The 21,899-nt window shown below is 33.8% G+C and carries 21 protein-coding genes; 3 read left to right on the forward strand and 18 right to left on the reverse strand.

Going from position 1 to position 21,899, the window contains the following annotated elements; translation table 11 throughout:
• Positions 1-2 precede the first annotated feature (2 nt).
• The 8 genes from MST30_RS10760 to MST30_RS10795 all read right to left on the reverse strand — a co-directional run bounded on the left by MST30_RS10760 (position 3) and on the right by MST30_RS10795 (position 5,840).
• A complete protein-coding gene (locus MST30_RS10760; protein ID WP_243471414.1) occupies positions 3-470 on the reverse strand; it encodes a hypothetical protein in 468 nt (155 codons plus the stop codon).
• Between the two features lie 66 nt (positions 471-536).
• On the reverse strand, positions 537-1,349 hold the full coding sequence (locus MST30_RS10765; RefSeq protein WP_243471415.1) for an alpha/beta hydrolase: 813 nt from the start codon (positions 1,347-1,349) through the stop codon (positions 537-539).
• Between the two features lie 22 nt (positions 1,350-1,371).
• On the reverse strand, positions 1,372-1,830 hold the full coding sequence (locus tag MST30_RS10770) for an SRPBCC family protein (protein WP_243471416.1): 459 nt from the start codon (positions 1,828-1,830) through the stop codon (positions 1,372-1,374).
• A gap of 121 nt (positions 1,831-1,951) precedes the next feature.
• On the reverse strand, positions 1,952-2,767 hold the full coding sequence (locus tag MST30_RS10775; RefSeq protein WP_243471417.1) for a DUF4393 domain-containing protein: 816 nt from the start codon (positions 2,765-2,767) through the stop codon (positions 1,952-1,954).
• 154 nt (positions 2,768-2,921) lie between these two features.
• Positions 2,922-3,647, reverse strand: a complete 726-nt coding sequence (locus tag MST30_RS10780; protein WP_243471418.1) for a hypothetical protein — start codon at positions 3,645-3,647, stop codon at positions 2,922-2,924.
• Positions 3,648-3,786: 139 nt separating this feature from the next.
• A complete protein-coding gene (locus MST30_RS10785; RefSeq protein WP_243471419.1) occupies positions 3,787-4,578 on the reverse strand; it encodes an anti-sigma factor in 792 nt (263 codons plus the stop codon).
• Position 4,579: 1 nt separating this feature from the next.
• Complete coding sequence (locus MST30_RS10790) at positions 4,580-5,110, reverse strand: RNA polymerase sigma factor (protein ID WP_243471420.1); 531 nt, start codon at positions 5,108-5,110, stop codon at positions 4,580-4,582.
• Positions 5,111-5,213: 103 nt separating this feature from the next.
• A complete protein-coding gene (locus tag MST30_RS10795) occupies positions 5,214-5,840 on the reverse strand; it encodes a YceI family protein (protein ID WP_243471421.1) in 627 nt (208 codons plus the stop codon).
• Between the two features lie 260 nt (positions 5,841-6,100).
• Here MST30_RS10795 and hemN point away from each other — a divergent pair, with 260 nt between their 5' ends.
• Both hemN and MST30_RS10805 read left to right on the forward strand, forming a co-directional pair.
• On the forward strand, positions 6,101-7,465 hold the full coding sequence (hemN, locus tag MST30_RS10800; protein WP_243471422.1) for an oxygen-independent coproporphyrinogen III oxidase: 1,365 nt from the start codon (positions 6,101-6,103) through the stop codon (positions 7,463-7,465).
• 12 nt (positions 7,466-7,477) lie between these two features.
• A complete protein-coding gene (locus MST30_RS10805) occupies positions 7,478-8,311 on the forward strand; it encodes a universal stress protein (protein WP_243471423.1) in 834 nt (277 codons plus the stop codon).
• A gap of 104 nt (positions 8,312-8,415) precedes the next feature.
• Here MST30_RS10805 and MST30_RS10810 read toward each other — a convergent pair whose 3' ends face one another.
• The 9 genes from MST30_RS10810 to MST30_RS10850 all read right to left on the reverse strand — a co-directional run bounded on the left by MST30_RS10810 (position 8,416) and on the right by MST30_RS10850 (position 17,784).
• Entirely contained in the window at positions 8,416-8,979 is a 564-nt protein-coding gene (locus MST30_RS10810) for a hypothetical protein (protein ID WP_243471424.1), read from the reverse strand.
• Between the two features lie 75 nt (positions 8,980-9,054).
• Complete coding sequence (locus MST30_RS10815; protein ID WP_243471425.1) at positions 9,055-9,756, reverse strand: sulfite exporter TauE/SafE family protein; 702 nt, start codon at positions 9,754-9,756, stop codon at positions 9,055-9,057.
• Position 9,757: 1 nt separating this feature from the next.
• The gene (locus MST30_RS10820) at positions 9,758-10,204 is read right to left on the reverse strand and encodes a FixH family protein (RefSeq protein WP_243471426.1); all 447 of its coding nucleotides are present in this window, start codon (positions 10,202-10,204) and stop codon (positions 9,758-9,760) included.
• Between the two features lie 75 nt (positions 10,205-10,279).
• Positions 10,280-11,704: a cytochrome c oxidase accessory protein CcoG gene (gene ccoG / locus MST30_RS10825; RefSeq protein WP_243471427.1), complete on the reverse strand. Its 1,425-nt coding sequence runs from the start codon at positions 11,702-11,704 to the stop codon at positions 10,280-10,282.
• Between the two features lie 19 nt (positions 11,705-11,723).
• Positions 11,724-12,737 (reverse strand): cbb3-type cytochrome c oxidase N-terminal domain-containing protein, encoded by a 1,014-nt coding sequence (locus MST30_RS10830; RefSeq protein WP_243471428.1) that lies wholly within the window; start codon positions 12,735-12,737, stop codon positions 11,724-11,726.
• Complete coding sequence (locus MST30_RS10835) at positions 12,734-12,919, reverse strand: CcoQ/FixQ family Cbb3-type cytochrome c oxidase assembly chaperone (protein WP_243471429.1); 186 nt, start codon at positions 12,917-12,919, stop codon at positions 12,734-12,736. The genes MST30_RS10830 and MST30_RS10835 overlap by 4 nt, the downstream gene beginning before the upstream one ends.
• A gap of 5 nt (positions 12,920-12,924) precedes the next feature.
• Positions 12,925-15,117 carry a cytochrome-c oxidase, cbb3-type subunit I gene (gene ccoN / locus MST30_RS10840; RefSeq protein WP_243471430.1) on the reverse strand — a complete coding sequence of 731 codons (2,193 nt, stop codon included), beginning with the start codon at positions 15,115-15,117 and terminating at the stop codon, positions 12,925-12,927.
• A gap of 10 nt (positions 15,118-15,127) precedes the next feature.
• Positions 15,128-15,313, reverse strand: coding sequence for a cbb3-type cytochrome oxidase assembly protein CcoS (gene ccoS / locus MST30_RS10845; protein ID WP_243471431.1), 186 nt, complete (start codon positions 15,311-15,313; stop codon positions 15,128-15,130).
• A gap of 95 nt (positions 15,314-15,408) precedes the next feature.
• On the reverse strand, positions 15,409-17,784 hold the full coding sequence (locus MST30_RS10850; RefSeq protein WP_243471432.1) for a heavy metal translocating P-type ATPase: 2,376 nt from the start codon (positions 17,782-17,784) through the stop codon (positions 15,409-15,411).
• A 110-nt stretch (positions 17,785-17,894) separates the two neighbouring features.
• Here MST30_RS10850 and MST30_RS10855 point away from each other — a divergent pair, with 110 nt between their 5' ends.
• Positions 17,895-18,572 (forward strand): Crp/Fnr family transcriptional regulator, encoded by a 678-nt coding sequence (locus MST30_RS10855; RefSeq protein ID WP_243471433.1) that lies wholly within the window; start codon positions 17,895-17,897, stop codon positions 18,570-18,572.
• A gap of 51 nt (positions 18,573-18,623) precedes the next feature.
• Here the strand turns inward: MST30_RS10855 and MST30_RS10860 are convergent, their stop codons facing one another.
• On the reverse strand, positions 18,624-21,833 hold the full coding sequence (locus MST30_RS10860; protein WP_243471434.1) for a WD40/YVTN/BNR-like repeat-containing protein: 3,210 nt from the start codon (positions 21,831-21,833) through the stop codon (positions 18,624-18,626).
• Between the last annotated feature and the right edge of the window lie 66 nt (positions 21,834-21,899).

Genomic DNA, 21,899 nt, shown 5'->3' on the forward strand with positions numbered 1-21,899 from the left:
TTTTAATCTGAAATAGTTATTATTTCAAATGTCCAATTGCGTTTGGTTTTAAACTTTTTATTAAAATTAGGAGGTTTAAGACCAGCGTAAATTAAACCAGCTCCAGGTATTGTTAATAAGAAGGCAGAGGAATCTGCCAATAATCCTATTAATATACCTATACCTACAGTTATTGATCCTAAATAAACTAAAAAAGAGCCTGTAACAATAGATACTAATAAGGGGTTACGCTTCATTGCTATAATATCTGATAAGTTGATACTCTCTCCTTGTATAAGAATAGAATTGCTTTCTATTTTAAAGCGTCCCTTGAGTTTTTTACCATCAAGAGTAAATACTTTTACTCTTCTGTTCTCTTTAATAATCTTTTCTTTTTGAGTAGCTTCATTTGTGATTTTTATAGCTTTAATCTGAGCTGTAATAAGGTTAATGAAGCATAAAAATGATAATAGGAGTACGGTTTTTTTCATGCCATAGATTTGTCATTAGATAACAAAAAGACAAAATGGTTGCGTCTAGCTTTCTTAAAGTTTTCTTTAGTTATTTAAAGTCCAGATTAAAGCCTTTTCTTTAGTAGCTCTGAAAATAGTATTGTGTTGCTCGTTCGGTTCGTCTGAATATTTCCAAGTTAAATTTGCAGGAGCATTTTTCTGTAAAGCCTTATCGACTAACTTGGTGTATTGAGAAATATCTTCTACACTAGAACCTGCAAACCATAGTTTTAAATCCTTCTCAGGAAGTTTGGTTAGCAAAGTATCTGCACTACTAGCTAGGTAATTGTTGTTCCACCAAAGCGAAGGATCCATAGCAATATAAAAATCGAAAGTTTCTGGTGCTGTAAAAAAGGTTTCCATAACAAACAGACCAGCTAAGGATTCGCCAATGATTCCTTTTTTAGGTTGTGTTCTATATTTTTTATTGATTTCAGGCATTAATTCTTCAGCAATAAAAGCTCTAAAATCTTTTGCTCCATCTGTAATTGGACAATATTGTTTATCATCTTCTGCTTCTGAAGAACCTGTTAAATCTCTTCCTCTTTCGGTATTTTCTATTCCGACCAAAATGAAAGCAGGTATTTTATTTTCTTCTAACAATTTAGAGAGTGTGTTTGCTATATGCGGAAAATCCTCTTTTATACCACCATCTGGCATATAGAGTACAGGAAAATGTTCTGATGATGTTTTATAGCTAGGTGGTGTCCAAACATTTATAACACGATCTTCATTGACATACTTGGATGTTATTATTAAGCTGTCGTGTTCTGGTATTGGGTCGTTGTATGTTACACCTTTGTCTTTACAGCCCAAAAAGAAGACCATAGTAGTTAAGATTATAATTATTTTTTTCATACAGCAGACTATTTATTAGTGTTTAATTTTCTGAAAGTTCTTTCAGTTTGTTCAAAGCCTTAGACCAAGTTGTGTTGAAATAATCGAGATACTCCTCATCTACATCGCTTTCAATGGTTACAGTTGTGACACCATTATGTTCTTCGAACGAGTAATTTTCAAGTCCGCCAGCCCATTTCTCTACATCTGGTCCTTCGGTTATTTCATTTTTGCCGTCTAAAATTCCATAATGTCTAATGGAAACAAATTTATAAGGAACATTATCTGCAATTTCAGAGACCATTCCGCCACGTTTGCCGTTTTCGTCAGTACCAACAAAATAGATTTTAGACCCTTTTTCCCAACTGCCTTCATAAGTAGAGGTTGGATTAAATTTAGCTGTCCATTGCTCGTAGGTTTCAATATTATCAATACCAAGCATAGTATTGTAAACCTTTTTCGCAGATGCTATAATCTCTGTTTTGAATTGCAATTTTTTCATGGTTTCTGAATTGATTAAAAGTTCTGACTAGCTTATTTGAATTTTACATTTCTAGTTTGCTATGCTTGTTTTAGAAGTAAGTGAGAACAGCGCCATTACTTATAGCCATTGTTGGGCATAGTTATTTTTTAATACAAGCGGAAATAAATAGCCTTCCAAAATCCGTTAATTCATACATTCCTTTGCTCTCTTTTTTAGCTCTCTTTAAGTCTTTTTCCTCTGTATATTTATTAAAATGATTATTTATAAGTTGATTATGTTGATTTTCAATTATTTCATAGTCTTTTTCTAATGCCGTGTAATAATAGTCAGAGTATTGAATTAGTCCTAAAGACTCTAAATTATTGAGATATATACTTATGTTTTCAGGGAATTTAATATCCTTGATTTTTATATCCAATCCTGTCTTGTTTTTAAAAACAAAAACATACTCTGTTCTTTTTTCAGGATTGTCATAATGTTTTATAGTTAAAACTGGAATTGCGGGATTTGATTTAATGTGTTTTAATAAGATTGCTTCGTCAGGTGATAATCTATCAATTAATTGAATGAATCCAGGATGAGCTGTATTGATTGTTTCTGTAGATGAGGCACTTGCTAATAAATTGACAAAAGCATTGCTCAATTCCTCATTAGAAGTATATGTGAATCTTTCTAAAATAGGCATTGAAATTTCGGTTGGAACTTCAGTAACATTTTCTTCTGGAATGTTTTCTAATTCCTGTTCGTATTTTTTTAGATTATTCTCAAAATAAATACGAGTTCTTTCATTTACCCACTTAATTGGCCATAGTACAGTATTGCCAATGTTTACTATTGTTCCTAATGCATTGCCTGCTTTTTTACTTGGTTCACTCAATAAGTCATCATATGCTTTTTCGGCTACTTTTGATTGTCCAATGTTGACTAATGCGTTAATTTTCGATTCTTCGCTCATTTTTTTTCTAATTATGCCCAACGGTAAAGTGTATGATTTCGTTGCGTGTTTAAGCACTAAAGTTAGCAAATAATCACAGATAGAAAATTCCAGCGGAATTTTCGTAAGTAAGCTCTAACTAGCAATGAATTATACACATTGTTGGGCGTAGTTTTTATTCTTTTAATTGTATTACTATTCCACCAAATCTTGCTTCTTCTGCATAGAATTCTTTTCCGTTGATATAGCATAGTTCAGAGTCATACTTTTCTTTTTGTCCAGTTCCAAAATAATATCCTTGACAACCTGAACCGGTTATATGCGAATTAAAGAACTCTACTTTTTTTCCATTTAAATCTGTTATTTGTAGGCTACAAGTATGGCAAATAGATTTTGGATATCTTTGGTCAAAACCTTTTTCTTTTCCGCAATTTGAACAATAGGTTTTAAGCTTTTTACTTTCGTTTAGTATAAATTCACTTTTTTCTTTATTGCTTAAAACAAAATTATCCCATCTTGCTATTATAAAATTTTCATTATCCGAAAATTCCATTCGATGTCTTAATTCATTTGTAGTCTGCACAATTAGAGGTGTTAATTCCTCAATATAATCTTCTATATTTATTACTTGATTTGGACTATATTCAAGATACCATTCTTTGTTTTGTGTAATGAATTTCCAAAGTTCAGTTATTGAACTAAACCTCTTTCGAAAAACAAATTTTAATTTCGGTTCAGTCGAATAATTTGATTTGTTCATTCCGAATGAATATTCAATTTTTTTAGATGAATATTTATTTAGAATGAAACTGCTGTTCTTTTTGATAATTTTATACCAAACAAGTTTATCACTTTTAGATAAATATTTTATTTTTTTTAAAAATTTAGTAAGAATGTTCATTTCTCAAATTATGCCCAACAACTGGATATAGATATTAACTATATCCACGTTATATGTTTTATTGTTACAATTTACAGAAAATAAAAACCACTAATAAAGACATTAGTGGTTTTTTATCAATAGTATTTGTGTTTTTTAGTTATGGAGTAGAGGCCACTACACCAAGCGTATAGAGTTGCTCCATTGTTGGGCTTTCGCTACCACCTGCAGGTTCTAGAGTAATACCAAAGGCCTGACTTTCGTTAGCATTGGCAATGGTAAATATTTTGTTGTCGTCTGTGTTAAAGTCGTCAATAGTACCTAAGCTTGTTGGTGTTAACGGATTTAGTGTTAAAGACCATACTTGCCATACCTTACCTTCTGGTGCGTTTGGTAAACCTTCACCATCTAGGTAAATGGTGTTGTCGGCTTTGTTCCAATACACTTTAGCATAGGTAGCAGCATAGTCGCCTTGGCCACCTAATGGTACTGCGATAATATCTTTATCTCTAATGGCATCTAACAGATTTTTGGTTGCTGCAAGATCGCCTCTGGCTTCCTCAATTTGTATCTCAAGATATTGTTTTTCGGTAGAAACGGTTTGTAGTTCTTCTTCAACCTTGTTTTTGTTGTTGAGAGTCCATAATAAACCACCAGCCAATAATATAGAAGCTGCCCAGCCTGTGTAAGAAATCCAATTAGGTTTTCTTGGTTTTAGGTCTACAACTTTTGTGTCTGTGTTTAATTTGCCTTTAAACGATTCAAAATCTATAGCATGTGGAGATACTGCTCCTGTAAGTTTTACAACGGCTGCTTCTATTTCTAATACTTCTTGTAATATTTCAGGATGTTGTTGCATCAAGTCATAAACTTCCTGATTTTCTTTTTCAGAAAGCTTACCTGCTACGTAGAGCTCTAAAATACCCGATTCTATGTATGCCTTTATATCCATATTACAATACCATATCCCTTAATTGCTGAATACAGTTTCTATTTCTTGTTTTTATTGTGCCAATGGGCATTTTTAATTCTTCGGAAGCTTCCTTTTGCGTAAATCCTTTAAAGTATAATAGTTCTATAACTTCCTTACATTTTTGGCCAAGGTTAGTCACAAACTTTTTAATTCCGATAGCATCTGTGCTGCTATCTAAATTATCATTGCTTGTTATACTATCTACGAAATAATCGGAGTTGAGGTTTTGTTTAGATTTTTTATAGGCTTTAGACCTTGTCATATCTATAGCTGCATTACGTGCTATATTTAATATCCACGTAAAGAAACGTCCTTTTTTTGAAGAATAAGTATCTGCTTTATGCCATGCTTTTATAAAGACATCTTGCATAATTTCGTCGGCAATATCAGCATCTTTTACAATATTGTAAACCACACCATGTATACTACGACTGTACATGTCGTAGAGTTTTTTGAATGCAACTTGGTTTTTAGATTGAAATTGCTGTACTAAAGTTTCTAATTCGGCCATATGAGACTTGCTTAGAATTTTTGCAGACAAGGGGAAGTATTAGTACTGCAATAGCTCTAGCTATTTTTTTTAGTTAGTGTTTTGTTTAGATTTATAAATATAGTTATTCTTCTCTTAAATAGGTGCTTACTTCAATGGCAACTTCTTCCCATGTTTTACTTACACCATCTGGTCCTTTATGAAGATCAAAACATACTTTATTTAAGGATTCTAAGGCACCTAAAGCATTCCAATCTTTTAACTGCATTACTGCTGTCATTTTTACACGTCTTTCGTCTGTAATAGAGACCTCTAGTGGTAAGTCGTTAGTAACACCGTTCATAGTAATAGATGCAATATATTTACCATCTACATGTTTTATTGTACCTCCAATAAGTTCTGGATCTACCATAACACCAAAGAAAGAAGCTTTTAATTTTGCGTCTCTAGTTTCGTCTTTTGTAAATAAACTGCTAATCGGAATAGAAAATTCTAAACCATTTAGAGCTTCCTCTGGAGTAGCTCCTTTTTTGTCATCAAAATTCACTGTTGTAAACTGTCCACCAACTGGAGTTTTTTCAGTGGTTTTATAGGCCGTCCAGTTTACTGTAGTTGCATCGGGTTTTGCAACATATAATACTTCTGGAGTTTTAGTTTCATCTTTAGATTCTTCAGTATTTGATTTTTCATTTTTACAAGCTGTAAAAAGGATAATAGCAAGTGAAAGAATTGTAAATTTAAAATATTTCATAGTTGTTTTTTAGTTTTTAGTAAAGTTAAGGATATAAGATTTCTGATGCAAATAGAGTCTCGTTAATATTTAAAATTAAAAGGAAATAAGATACATACTAACAAGGTATTTTTTTATTAAAAAGTACTTTTTTATGGGTTTAAAAACCATCTTAAATACTTCATATATTGGCATTTATCTGTTAATTAAAAAGTTACATGACAAAAATCATATTTTATACAGTTGCTTACGACTAATTTTGACCTTAGACAAGGTAAATTATGTGTCAAAAATTAGTAAATAAATACAATGTGGCAGGTCCACGTTATACCAGTTATCCAACGGTTCCGTATTGGAATGCTGAGACATTTTCATTGCAACAATGGAAACACGTTTTAAAGCAATCTTTTGATGAATCTAATGCAGAAGAGGGGATAAGCTTGTACTTGCACCTACCATTTTGTGAAAGCCTTTGCACATTTTGCGGATGCCATAAGCGTATTACTAAAAGGCATGAGGTTGAGCTACCATACATAAAAGCTGTGCTAAAAGAATGGCAATTGTACCGAGATTTATTAGGTGCAAAACCAACAATAAAAGAATTGCATCTTGGCGGAGGTACACCAACATTTTTTTCGCCAGAAAATTTAACCTTCCTCATTACCGAATTGCTTAGAGTATCTAATCTAGCAGAGGATTATGAGTTTTCGTTTGAAGGACACCCAAATAATACCACTTCAGAGCATTTACAAGCACTTTTCAATTTAGGCTTTAGACGAGTAAGTTTTGGAGTTCAGGATTATAATTTAAAAGTTCAGAAGGCTATAAATCGTATTCAACCTTTTGAAAATGTAAAGCGTGCTACAGAAACAGCCAGAGCTATTGGTTATACATCTGTTGGGCATGATATTATTTTTGGCTTACCATTTCAAACAGAAGCTGACGTTATAGAAACCATAAATAAAACCGAAGCTTTAATGCCAGATCGTATAGCATTTTATAGTTACGCACATGTACCTTGGATAAAAGGTAATGGACAACGAGGTTTTAAAGATGAGGATTTGCCAACAGCAGAATCTAAGCGCAAGCAATACGAAACAGGTAAATCTCTTTTAGAGAAAGTTGGTTATACCGAAATAGGCATGGATCATTTTGCACTAAAAACAGATGGACTCTATAAAGCCATGCAAAACGAAACTATGCATCGTAATTTTATGGGTTATACTGCATCTAAAACCCAAGCGATGATTGGGTTGGGTGTGTCTTCTATAAGCGATAGTTGGTATGGTTTTGCGCAAAATGTAAAATCTATTGAAGAGTATTATAACCTGTTAGAAAATAATATAATTCCGGTTTATAGAGGACATATTTTAAACGAAGAAGACCTTAAAATAAGAAAACACATTCTCAACCTAATGTGCCACTTTAAAACGTCTTGGTTACAACCAGATCTAATGTTTGATGAATTACCGGAGGTACTTGTTAAACTAAAAGAATTAGAACAAGACGGTTTAATTGAGTTTGCAAGAAAACAGATAACCGTAACTGAAAAAGGGAAACCTTTTATTAGAAATATTTGTATGGCTTTTGATTTGCTACTGCAACGTAAAAAGCCAGATACTCAACTATTTTCAATGACCATTTAAAACACTAACACCATGAAAAAGATAATTGTACCTATAGATTTTTCAGAGTATTCAGAGTATGCTTTGGAAGCAGCTGCGAACCTGGCTCAAAAATACGGTTCAGAACTCATAGTATTGCATATGCTAGAGTTGTCTAATGCTATATTAACAGCTAATGGAAATTCTATTAACGAGGAAGCAGTTTTTTATCTAAAACTAGCAGAGCAAAAGTTTGATGCCTTTTTAGATAGACCATATTTAGAAGGTATAAAAGTTACACCTATTGTAAAGCATTTTAAGGTTTGGAGTGAGGTTAACGATGTAGCTAATGAGCATCATGCCAACCTTATTGTAATGGGTTCTCAAGGTGCAAGTGGTGTTAAGGAAGTGATAGTGGGTTCTAATACCGAAAAAGTGGTGCGTCATTCAGATATCCCAGTATTGGTAATAAAGCATAACCCAATATTATTAGATTTTGAAAATGGAGTATTTGCCAGTGATTTTACAGACGAAGCTATTACACCATACCTTAACGCAAGAAAAACTTTTGAAAAAATAGGAGTGACTATGCATCTGGTTTATGTTAACTCACCAGATGGTAATTTTAGGAGCTCAACAGAAATAGATAAACGTATTTCTTTATTCCTTAAAAAGGCTGATGGTGATTTAGATAATCTTGAAAACGTACATATTGTATCCGATTATTCCATTGAAAAAGGCATTTTGAATTTTGCCAATACAATAGGTGCTGATTTAATTGCTGTTGCAACACATGGCAGAAAAGGCTTGGCACATTTCTTTGAAGGAAGTATTTCTGAAGACATTGCCAATCATTCTACATTACCAGTAATGACCTTTAAAATATAGTTCTTGATGTTTATTAGTTAGTGTTATTAATATCAAGTTAAAACGCCAAAGATCATGGGCTTTGGCGTTTTTTATTTTTTACAATGATTTGTTAGAATTTGGTATTAAAAGCGATATCCAAGTCTTAAGTGTAAGTTTAAAGCAACCCCATTTTTGTCTGGCATAATTACGTTCTCTTTTTCAAATAAGTGGTAATAGCCAATCCCAATACCTGTTTCGTAAGTAAAATGTTTACCCACATTGCGGCGAATTCCCCAAGTAGGTATAATGCTAATATCTGAAATAAATACAGTGTAATTAGGTAAAGATCCTAGGACTAAATCTGGGTGATAGGTAGTTTTAATTGATAGGAAGTTTCCACTATTGCCATCTATGCGTCTATTTTTGTCAACTCTTTTATTAAGGTTGTAGTACCATCTTGGTTCTAAAGTTATTGCTGGTACCATGATAAAACTCTTTGACCCAACAAAATTTTCACCAAAAATAGCAGCGTCTAAGCCAAGTTCACTTCTTAGTGCAATGGAGTTTGTTAGTTTAGACTCGTTATGTGCCCAAATACCAAGGAAACCAATCTGAATCCCAAAAGTAGATTTCTCTACACTAGCATCTTGTGCTGCTATTTTAAATACTGAAAGTGTTAAGACTAGGGCGAAAAGAAATTGTTTCATATAACTATTGATTGATAATTGATACTGCAATAATACCAAAAATGTCAATCGAAAATAATTTAGTGGATTTTAATTTTAATGGCAGTCAATGGCGCTAGTTGCCATTTCAACTACAGGAGCAGGAGAGATGTAAGGAATGCCCAATCCTAATCCTCTAAGAATGAATAAAACACCGATTAGAACTACAAAAACAGGAATAGCTTTTTGGATGCGCTGTTTTATAGTTTGATTCAAAAATTTACCTAAATAAATGGCTGAGGTCATTAATGGAACAGTACCTAAGCCAAATAAAATCATATAAAAACTACCTTGTAATAAACTGCCTGTGGCAATAGTACCAAACACTGCCATATACACCAAGCCACAAGGTAAAAATCCATTAAGGAAGCCTATGGTTAAAAATGTATCTGGTGTTTTTTTCTTTAATGCTTGACCAAGGTTAGACTTTACTTTAGAAATAACTTTGTTAAGAGGTTTAGATAAGTTGTATTTAGCAAAAGTTCTATAAGGAATAAGTACAACCACAATCATCAATATGCCTATTGCTATAGAAAGTTGTTGTTGTATTCCAAAGAGGTTAAGGCTTTTGCCGAGTAAGCCAAAGACTAGACCAATTAAACTATAAGCTAATAACCTGCCAATGTGGTAAACACCAATTTGAGATACTTTTTTAAATGAATTAGAACGATCTACCGGCAACATAAAGGCTATTGGTCCACACATACCAACGCAGTGCAAACTACCCAATAAACCCAATATAAATGCCGAATATAACATACTAATAGTCTATTTCTTTCTTAAACAAGTAAGCTTCGTTATTGTATGTCCAATCTATGTTAATGTTCCAGCGACCATCTAACAATTTGTTGTCAGGTATGAGCAAATTGTGATCAGATAATGAAATAGGAATTTCAAAATCTAACTTCTTGTTAGATGGTCTGTATAGGAACACTGAACCTTTGATTTTTTTTACATCTAAGTCTTTAGGAAATTCAACAAGGATACCCTCTTTGGTTTTTTTCCAAGTAATATCTGTTTTAAGGCTTTTAGAATTTTTTTCTTTATCAATATTTGATTGAAATTTTAATTCTTGCTGATAGTAATCTTCAACTACCAAATCATGGTCATACTTGTCATTAGTAGCCATGTTAACTACAAAATACATAATAAAGCCTATAAAACCTGCAAAGGCTATAACTATTGCTGTTCCCCAATTTACTTTCATATCTTTACTTCCTGCGAACGTAGGAATCTCCTTTTTTTAAGATCTGCTAGGTTTTCAAAACCCGTAAGGTCTTTGTTAATTATAACTTCTAGGCCCTAAGAAGGTCACCGAAGTTGTTTCAATTAATTTATCTCCACTATAAACATCAATGGTCAGTGTGTTTTTATCTCCAGAAAGATCACTTTGCTTTAATTCTATAAATAAAGTCCCTTCAGCTAAACCACTTTCTTTAACTTCAAATGTATCGCTAGTAGAAACAAGTTTTATGTTACCATCTATACCTCTAAGTTTAAAGCTAACATCTTTTATGGTTTCTGTTGTTTTATTTACAATCTTATAGGTAAATACATTACTAATGATGTTATTGTCCTTTTGCTCGTAAAGTTGACCAGGTAATCTAAGCACTCTTGCTTCTACATCATTTCTTAAAGCTATCATACCTAATAATACACCAATTAAAATGACAAGTACAGCAATGTAACCTTTCATACGAGCCGTTAGTTTAAATGGCTCTTTCTTCTCTATATTGTCTTCACTTGCATAACGGATTAAACCTTTAGGCTTGTCAATTTTCTCCATTATGGTGTCGCACTCATCAATACAAGCCGTACAGTTTACACATTCTAATTGTGTACCGTTTCTAATGTCTATACCAGTAGGACAAACATGAACACATTGAAAACAATCAATACAATCTCCATGGCCTAAGGCATCTCTATCTTCATTTTTTCTAAATTTCTTTCTGCCATTTTCTCCTTCACCACGCTTATGATCGTAAGCAACCACAATAGATTTATTGTCTAAAAGTACGCCTTGTAATCTTCCATAAGGACAGGCTATAATACATACTTGCTCTCTAAACCAGGCAAAAATAAAATAGAAGACTCCTGTAAAAATCAATAATGGGAATAATGTGCCTAAATGCTCAGCAGGCCCTTCTTTTACATATCTAAGAAGTTTATCGCTGCCAATTAAATAGGCCAAAAAGATATTAGCAATTAAAAAAGAAATCACTAAAAATATAAACCACTTTAAAAGTCGCTTCCTTATCTTTTCTGCATCCCATTTTTGCTTTTTAAGACGCATTTGTTTATTTCTATCACCATCTATCCAATATTCGATGCGTCTAAAAACCATTTCCATAAAAATGGTCTGAGGACAAATCCATCCACAGAAAATACGACCAAACCCTACTGTAAAAAGGGTGATAAAAACCACTCCTATTATCATAGAAATTACAAACAAATGAAAGTCTTGTGGCCAAAAAGGGAAACCAAAGATGTTAAATCGCCTTTCGAGGACGTTAAACATTAAGAATTGATTTCCATTTATTTTAATAAATGGTGCTGCAAATAGGAAAGCTAAAAGAAAATAGCTAACCAGTTTTCGCTTGTCGTAATAAGGGCCTGAAGGTTTTTTAGGAAATATCCAATTACGTTTACCTTCTTCATTGATGGTACCTATTGAATCTCTAAAAACTTCGTTGTCTGGCGTTTCCATGTAGAAGTGACTTTAAGAATTAATCATTTGAAGCAACTGTTTGGTTTTCTACAGTTGCTTCTGTTTCGGTTTCTTCTTCTTGGTTAGTGTCTTGATTTGTCTCTTCGGTTTCTGTAGCTTCTGTTTCAGATGTATCATCAGAACTTTTTGCCGATTCATCTACCCAGATATCTCCTTCTGCAGGCTTACCTTGAGCTGGTGTAGTACCTTGAAATTGCAGTACATAACTAGCAACTTGAGCTATTTCAGATGGTTTTAAACCTTCTTTAGACCAAGCAGCCATTCCTTTTCCAGGTCTACCACCTTCAGAAATAGTTCTAAATACATTTTTTATTCCACCTCCTAAAATCCAATGTTCATCAGTAAGGTTTGGTCCTATACTACCACCTCCATCAGCCAAATGGCAAGCCACACAGTTGGTTTCAAAAATAGCTTTACCTGCGTTAAGATCTGAAGCTTCTGTTAAAAGCTCTACATTGCTGGCATCTACTAAGTCTTTTGCTGTCTTTTTGTATTCTTCAATAGCTCTATTGGCTTCGGCATATTCTATTTCGTACTCAGCAAATTGATCGTCAGCATTAAAGACATGGTAGCGTAACATATAAACAAAGGCAAAGATGATAGTAGCATAAAAACCATATAACCACCAAGGCGGTAAGTTGTTGTCTAACTCTTTGATACCATCGTAATTATGATCTAAAATGATTTCACCTTCTTCTTCAATTGGTTTACCACCTTTTAGTTTTTTGTAAATTTTCTGCATCCATAAAGATAATTTTGAAGGTGCAGCTCTCTGAGCGTCATATCTGGCTTTACCTTCTTCATCTAAACTCTGATATAGAATATTATCCATGGTGCCAACAATACCTTCTATTGCAACTAAAAATAGAAGCACTAATAAAAGGAATAAAAGAATAACAGGTTGCTCCATAAACGCTGGCTTATCGCCAGAGTCTATAAAGTACTCAATGAGTCCTGCAATAGCAAAGAATACGACAGGTACTCTAATATATGATGGAATTAAATGTCTCATAGTTGTGAATCGTTTTGGTTATCTAAAGGAATGTTACTGACTGTTGTTATGTATTCTTTCTTAGCTGTAAACACCCAGTAAAATAGTGCTACAAAAAAGATGAAGAATATTAAGAGTGATATTAGTGGGTAGATTTCTATCCCAGTAATACTTTCCATGTGATGTTTTACAAACTTTAGCATAGCGTTTAATTTTGAGCGGTTTCGTTTATAATCTCTTTCACTTTTATGTCTGTACCTAGTCTTTGTAAGTACGCAATAAGTGCAACAATCTCTCTATTTCGCATTTCTACAAAGTCTTCACCACCAGCAGCTTTATCTGCTTCATAAGACTTGGCAAAATTAGGGTCGCTATAAAGGTTTTTCTCTATTTGAGTACCTTGCTCTAACATAGATGCTTGAGCATTTGCAATATCTTCTTCAGTATATGGAACTCCTAAGCTTACCATAGTTTCCATTTTCTTTTCTGTCATAGATTTGTCTAACTCACTTCTGATTAACCACTTATATGCAGGCATTATAGATCCTGAAGATGTACTCTGTGGATCGTACATGTGGTTAAAGTGCCAGTTGTCATTATACTTACCTCCAACTCTATGTAAGTCTGGTCCTGTACGCTTGCTTCCCCAAAGGAATGGATGATCGTAAACATATTCACCAGCTTTAGAGTATTCACCATAGCGTTCTACTTCACTCCTAAATGGTCTTACCATTTGAGAGTGACAACCAACACAACCTTCTCTAATGTATAAATCTCTACCTTCGAGTTCTAAAGGAGTGTATGGCTCAACACTACTAATTGTTGGGATATTTGATTTTACGACGATGGTTGGTATAATCTGAACAATACCACCAATCAAAATTGCTATAGTAGCATATATTGTTAATAACACTGGCTTACGTTCTAACCAAGTGTGCCATCCTTCACCAGCAACACGTCTCTTAGATACACGTTGTAGAGCTGGAGCTTCAGCAAGTTCGTCTGTAACTTTACTTTCTGCTCTAGAAATCGTCATTACAATGTTATATACAAGGATTAACATACCTGTAATGTATAAGGTACCACCAATAGCACGCATCCAGTACATTGGCATAATCTCAGTTACGGTTTCAAGGAAGTTACCATATAATATTTTTCCGTCAGGACGGAATTGTTTCCACATTGTTGCTTGAGTAAAACCGGCAACATACATTGGTAATGCATATAGAATAATACCTAAAGTACCAACCCAAAAATGTACATTGGCTAATCCTACAGAGTGTAGTTTTGTTTTAAACAATCTAGGTACTAACCAATAGATCATACCAAAGGCTAAGAATCCGTTCCAAGCTAAAGCGCCAACGTGAACGTGGGCAATAATCCAATCTGTAAAGTGAGCTATAGCATTAACGTTTTTTAATGAAAGCATTGGACCTTCAAACGTTGCCATACCATAACCAGTAATGGCAACAACCATAAATTTAAGAACAGGATCTGTACGTACTTTATCCCAAGCACCGCGTAATGTTAACAGACCATTAATCATACCACCCCAAGAAGGTGCAATTAACATTACTGAGAATGCAACACCTAAATGTTGTGCCCATTCTGGTAAAGCAGTATATAATAAGTGGTGAGGCCCTGCCCATATGTAAATAAATATTAAGGACCAGAAGTGAACAATAGAAAGTCTGTAAGAATATACAGGTCTATTTGCTGCTTTAGGTACAAAATAGTACATCAATCCTAAGAAAGGTGTAGTTAAGAAGAATGCCACAGCATTATGTCCATACCACCATTGTACCAAAGCATCTTGTACACCAGCGTAAACAGAGTAGCTTTTTAAACCACTTACAGGTAATTCTAAACTATTGAAAATATGAAGTACTGCAACCGTAACAAATGTGGCTATGTAAAACCATATTGCAACGTATAGGTGACGTTGACGACGCTTTAAAATTGTACCAATCATATTTACACCAAAAGCAACCCAAATAAGTGCGATGGCGATATCAAATGGCCATTCTAATTCGGCATATTCTTTTGAAGTTGAGAATCCTAACGGAAGCGTAATTGCAGCTCCGACAATAATTAGCTGCCATCCCCAAAAGTTGATGTTGCTTAATAAATCGCTAAACATTCTTGCTTTCAGTAAACGTTGTAGCGAATAGTACACACCAGCAAAAATAGCATTACCTACAAAGGCAAAAATCACTGCATTAGTGTGTAATGGTCTTAAACGACCAAAACTTAACCATGATATACCATCGGTTAAGTTTGGGAATATAAACATAAAGGCTAGTAGTAATCCTACTAGCATACCTACAACTCCCCAAAGTATTGTGGCATAGAGGAACTTTTTAACGATTTTGTTATCGTAGTAAAATTGTTGCATTTCCATATTAAAATAATTAGTCAGTTTTTGTTTGTGTTGAGTTATTCTTTTTGGTCTTAATAATTTCGTCTTCAAAGAGCATACGTACCGAAGGCGTATAACTATCATCATACTGGCCAGACTTTACGGCTAATAAAAAAATGATTAAAAATGTGACGCCAACTATGACGCTAACAGTTAATAAAATATATATAACACTCATACCTATTTTTGAAGTTATGTTTCAAAAGTACTATTGACCAAAAGTTTAAAATATGACATTTATCATGTCACTTTATTTAAAATTATTCCAAATAGCTATTTTAGTTTTCTGCCTAAGAAATTCGTAAAAACAGTTGTAAAGACAACAATACTTATAGAACTCAAAGGCATTAATATTGCCGCAACAACAGGTGCTAATTGTCCTGTTACAGCAAAATATAATCCTACGACATTATAAATAAATGAAAGCACAAAGCTCCATTTTATGATTTTTATGGCTGATTTAGATGCTTTAATATACGCATATAATTCTTTAAATTTTGAAGCGTCTAAAATCGCATCACAAGCAGGTGAGAACACATTTACATCTTCTGATATAGCAATACCAACATCACTTTGAGCTAAGGCGCCAGCATCATTTAAACCATCTCCTATCATTAATACTTTTGCTCCTTCAGATTGGTGATATTTGATGAAATCTAGTTTATCCTCGGGTTTTTGGTTGAAAATGAGTTTTGTTTTTGCAGGCAATAATTTCTTTAGGTTTTCACGTTCCCCTTCATTATCTCCTGAAAGAATGACTAAATCGAATTGCTTTTTTAGTTTATTAAAGAGTTTAGAAACTCCTTTTCTATAACTATTATAAAAGGTGTATTTTCCTTTATAAACATTATTGCTACTAATATGAACGGTAGTATTTAAAACGGCAGCTTCTTGCGTATTACCAACAAAACTTGCCGAGCCTATTTTAAGATTAATATCATTATGTTTTGCTTCAATACCTTTACCAATATGCTCTTCAAAAGTGTCTAGGGTTACAATATTGTGTTCATCCAAAATATTATAAAGGCTTCTACTTAAAGGATGGTTAGAACCTCTCAATGAATTTTTTAACACTAAATTTTCAGTGTCAGAAAGTAGCTCGCCATCATAGATAGCATTACTAGATTTATTTGAAGTAATGGTTCCTGTTTTATCAAAAATTACAGTATCTATCTGTGCCAGTTTTTCAATAACACTTGCATTTTTGATATAAAATTTCAGTTTGCCAAATATTCGTAATAAGTTTCCAAAAGTAAATGGAGCCGATAGCGCAATTGCACAAGGACAAGCAATAATAAGTACTGCTGTAAATACATTCATGGCTTTGCTTGCGTCTGTAATCAGCCAAAATGTTGTGGCAATAAAAGCAATTGATAAAATAGCTATCGTAAAATGTTTACTCACCTTGTTGGTTATGGTTGCAAAGCCATCTTCTTTATTCTTGTTAAAGACATCGTTACTCCAAAGTTGGGTTAAGTAGCTTTGCTCAACAGATTTTAAAGCTTCTAGCTCTATGACTCCAGAGGTTTGTTTGCCACCAGCAAAAAGCTTATCTCCAGATTTTTTTGAAACAGTCTGAGATTCACCAGTCACAAAACTGTAATCTATCTCTCCTTTACCGTTGATTAAAATACCATCAACAGGAATTAGCTCTTCATTTCTAATAAGTATTCTGTCTCCTTTCTCAATATCATAAACCTGTATGGATGATTCTTCTCCATTTTTACCAATCTTAGTAATGGCAATAGGGAAGTAGGATTTATAATCGCGTTCAAACGATAAAAAGTCATAGGTTTTTTGTTGAAAGAATTTTCCAACCAGAAGGAAGAAAATCAAACCAGCAAGACTATCAAAAAAGCCAGAGCCTAAATCAAAAATAATCTCAATAGTACTTCTAATAAATAATACAGAAACACCCAGTGCAATTGGTACATCAATATTTAAAAGCTTTGCTTTTAAGCCTTTGTACGCGGAAATAAAATAATCTTGCGCAGAATAAAAAACAATGGGAATAGACATGGCAAACATTAACCATCTAAACACATGCTTGTACTGTTCTAACCAAAATTCATTAAGTTCAAAATATTCTGGAAAAGAGAGAAACATAATGTTTCCAAACCCAAAACTGGCTACACCTAATTTATAGATAAGGCTTCTATTGATATGATTTTTTCCAGAACTAAAATCATCAAGACTAATGTAAGGTTCATAACCGATTGAGCTCAATAAAAGCACAATGGACTTTAAATTTGTTGCTTCAGGATTATAGGTAACACGTACAGTTTTCTTACCAAAGTTGACTTGCGAAGATGAAATATTAGGATCTAATTTGTTTAAATTTTCTAAAATCCAAATACAAGAACTACAATGAATATGGGGAATGTATAGCGTAGCTACTTCAGCTGTGTCGCTTCTAAATTCGGTTAACTTTTCAATAATAGAATCTTGGGATAAAAAGTCGTATTTACCTTCAATCTCTTTCGGAACTGCTCCAGGTGCATTTTGTAAGTCGTAGTAGCAGGTTAAATCATTTTCATTAAAAATTTCGTAAACAGTTTTGCAACCATTACAACAAAACGATTTATCCTGAAATGTAATTGGGTGATTACCACAGTCGTCACCACAATGAAAACATGAGTTGTTTTCCATTTTTTAATTTGCTCATTTATACCTGTAACAAAGGTGACATAATATACAACTTTAAAATATGATATTTGTCATGTTATCATTATATTTGAATAGTCACAAAATCAATTGGTATGAGCAAATGTGAGTCTTGTATTATTAAGGAATTTAATTCCTTAAAATCCCTAACACGAGAAGAACTAATGCGAGTTTCTGCATGTAAAACTGGAAAAATTTATAGAAAAGGGCAAATCATCTTTGAAGAAGGCGAAACGCTAAATGGTGTTTACTGTGTAAGAGATGGAGTATGTAAACTGACAAAGCTAAGCGAAAACGGTAAGGATCAAGTTGTAAAGCTTGTTGTTAAAGGTGACTTATTGGGTAAGCGTTCTTTGGTATCTGATCAAAAAACAAATTTGAGTGCAGTAGCCTTAAATGATATGGAGATGTGCTTTATCCCAAAAAGTGAAATAATTGATGATTTATCAAAAAATCCAAAGTTCACTATGGATGTGCTAAGAGAGATGGCGAATGATTTAAAAGAGTCTGATGTGTCATTGGTAAATATGGCTCAAAAATCTGTAAAAAGAAGGATGGCAGAAATTCTTATGTATAGTCACGATAATTTTGGTACAGATAATGAAGGTTATTTAAGTATTGTACTCTCTCGTGAAGATTATGCGAGTATAGTAGGAACAGCAACTGAGTCTGCTATTAGGATTTTGTCTCAGTTTAAAAAAGAAGGACTGATATCTACTACAGGAAAACGTATAAAAATTGATGATTATAACGGTCTTAAGTGGATAGAATAAAAGACCTAAAACATATAAAAGCGCTCTATAATTAGAGCGCTTTTTTTGTGCTTAATCTACACTAAAAATTTTGGTTTCTTTAAATGGATCAACTTTTAAGTCTTTCATTTTATTTTGATAATCTTTCCATGTCGTATTGAAAAATTTATTGGTCTCACCAAAAACCTTATCAAAAGCATCTTTAGCGTGTTGAATTAATGTAGTTTCTGTTGAGGTTAGTCCAATTTGACTATCGTAAACATAACCTTGGGCTGTACGCAAACGTTGCATTGGTGTTACTTCAGGATTTCTGGTAATGCCTTGTCGCTTATCTACTTTTCCTAAGTAACTATCTATTAAACTATCTATAGCTTTTATAGTTTCTTTAGAGTTTTCAATCTGGTCTTTGTAAGTCTCCTTATCTAGTTTAGATAATTTTGTTTTATAATCTTCAGCTATAGTTTTACTTTTAACCAATTGCTCAACAGCTTCAGCGGCTTTTTCTTGCAATTGCTCTAATTGTTTGGATGCAACATAAACTTCATCTATATTTTTTTGAGATATCTCTAGTCTAGGATCAGATTTAACGGAAATTGTGGTTTCAGAAGTTAAGTTACCATAATGCAAAACAGCTTTGTAATCTCCGGGTTTTACAGAAACTCCTCCTGGTTCGCGGTTTTGCTTACGAACTCTTCTAGATGGTCTACTCACACCAGCTTCATCCATATACCATGTCCATTTATGAATACCGTTTTCCTCTGGGGATTTTTGTTTTAAGGTTCTGATTAAACGATCTCCATCATATATTTTTAAAGTTAGAGAGTCCCAACTAATTTCATTTCCAACCTTTTTGTCGCTAATATTTTTATCACCTTTTTTAGAATCGGATTTAATATCAGATTTAATAGCTTCTTTTTTATTAAGCATATAGGTGAAATGTGCTCCTCGATTTCGATTTTCACCATGATACATAGCATCAGCACCAAAACGGCTTCCTGTTGGTTGTTGGTAGGCAGCTTGATACGCTGTTGGAGGATCAAATAATTCAATATTCGAGTTGATAACTGACTTATCTTTTGTCATAGCTCTCAAAGGCCTAATATCATCTAAAACCCAAGCAGCTCTACCAAAAGTACCTATAACTAAATCGTGTTCACGAGGATGAATTACTAAATCTTTTACAGAGGTGGTAGGGAAGCCTTCGGTCCATTTTGTCCATTGTTCACCTGCATTTACAGACACATACAAGCCATCATCTGTACCCAAAAACATAAGATTTGGTTCTTCAATATCTTCAACTATAGCTAAAGTATAGCTCTTAACATCTCTATCATCTACAATACGTTCCCATGTTTTACCATAGTTTTTAGTTCTGTAAGCATATGGAGTATAGTTAAAACGTCTGTAATCATTGGCTATTAAAAGGGCTTCTCCTTTATTTTTGTTAGAAGCTTTTATTTGTACAATCCAGCTACCTTTTGGTAATCCTGTAATGTTTTTTGAAACATCTTTCCAGTTTTTCCCTCCATCTGTAGTATAATGTACGCGACCATCATCTGTACCAACCCAAAGCATGTCTTTTTCAACAGGAGAAGGTTCTATAACCAAAACGGTACAGTGATTTTCGGCACCAGTAGCATCCATAGTTAAACCACCACTTTCAGATTGTTTTAGCTTTTCGGGATCATTAGTGGTAAGATCTGGTGAGATGATAGTCCAAGTTTCACCTTTATCAATCGATTTATGTACAAACTGACTTCCAAAATAGATGGTACTATTATCAAAAGGATCAATATTTATGGCAGAATTCCAATTAAAACGTAATTCTACATTAGCATCAGGATGCGTTGGTCTCACTAGATAATTATTGCCAGTTTGCCAATCGTATCTGCTAACGTAACCTTGTTGACTCATAGACCAACCGTAACGAGAGTTATCTCTATCTGGAACCACATCAAACCCATCACCAAAACTTATTTCTTGCCAGTAGCTATTTCTTATGCCTTGGTCTTTCCAAACATAAGCAGGTCCTCGCCAAGACCCATTGTCTTGCATGCCACCATAGACGTTATATGGAAATTCATTATCCACGGCTATGTGATAAAACTGCGCCACAGGAAGATTGCCAATAAATCTCCACGTTTTTCCACCATCTTTGGTAATATTCATACCACCATCGTTACCGTCAATCATAAAACTACCATCTTCAGGATGAATCCACCATGCATGATGGTCTGGGTGAACACCATTACTTACACCATAGGCAGGCATGAGTTGAGTAAAGTTTTTACCACCATCTTCAGAAACGTTTACATATGTGAATACGGAATATACACGGTTTTCATTTTGAGGATCTACGTAAATTTCGGAGTAGTAAAAAGGACGATTTCCAATATCATTTTTATCGTTGACTTTTTGCCATTTAAAACCACCATCTTCACTTTTGTACAATGCATTTTTGTCTGCTTCAACTAAAGCGTAAACAATGTTTGGTTTGCCAGGTGCAATAGCCACACCAATACGACCTAAATCTCCTTTTGGGAAACCGTCTTCTTCAGTAATTTTTTTCCATGTTTTACCGCCATCATGCGTCATGTGCAATGCAGAACCTTTTCCACCAGAATTAAAAAACCAAGGATCTCGCTTGTGTTCCCACATAGCAGCGAATAGTTTGTTTGGGTTAGAAGGATCCATCACCAAATCAGCAACACCAGTTTTGTTGTTTGCAAAAAGAATTTTTTCCCATGTTTTGCCACCATCTGTAGTTTTAAAGACTCCACGTTCAGGATGTTCTCCCCAAGGAGAACCGATAGCACCTACATAAACCACATCAGGATTAGTTGGATCAACAATGATTCTATGTATATGTCTAGTTTTCTCTAAACCCATAGCCATCCAAGATTTTCCACCATCTAGCGATTTGTATATTCCGTAACCGCCATTTAGTGAGTTACGAGGATTACCTTCACCTGTACCAACCCATATTACACTCGGATTAGATTGCTGAATTTCAACAGCACCTATAGAAGCTGTAACCTCTTTATCGAAAATGGGTTCCCATTTTATACCTCCAGAAGTTGATTTCCAAAGTCCGCCCGAAGCCGTGCCAACATACATGATATCTGGATTGTCGTTTACGACATCTATAGCTGTAACACGACCAGACATGCCACCAGGACCAATGTTTCTGGGAGCCATGTTTTTTACTAAATCCATCGAAAATTCTTGTGCAGAAAGTAGTGCTACACAGCAAAGCATAACACATGAGAGAAAACGTTTCATTATTATTAAGGTTAGTTAATTTCCCTAAAAATAATGAAAAGATATTTGAGAATTATAAAAGAGATG

The sequence above is a fragment of the Winogradskyella sp. MH6 genome, assembly GCF_022810765.1.
Classification (GTDB): Bacteria; Bacteroidota; Bacteroidia; order Flavobacteriales; family Flavobacteriaceae; genus Winogradskyella.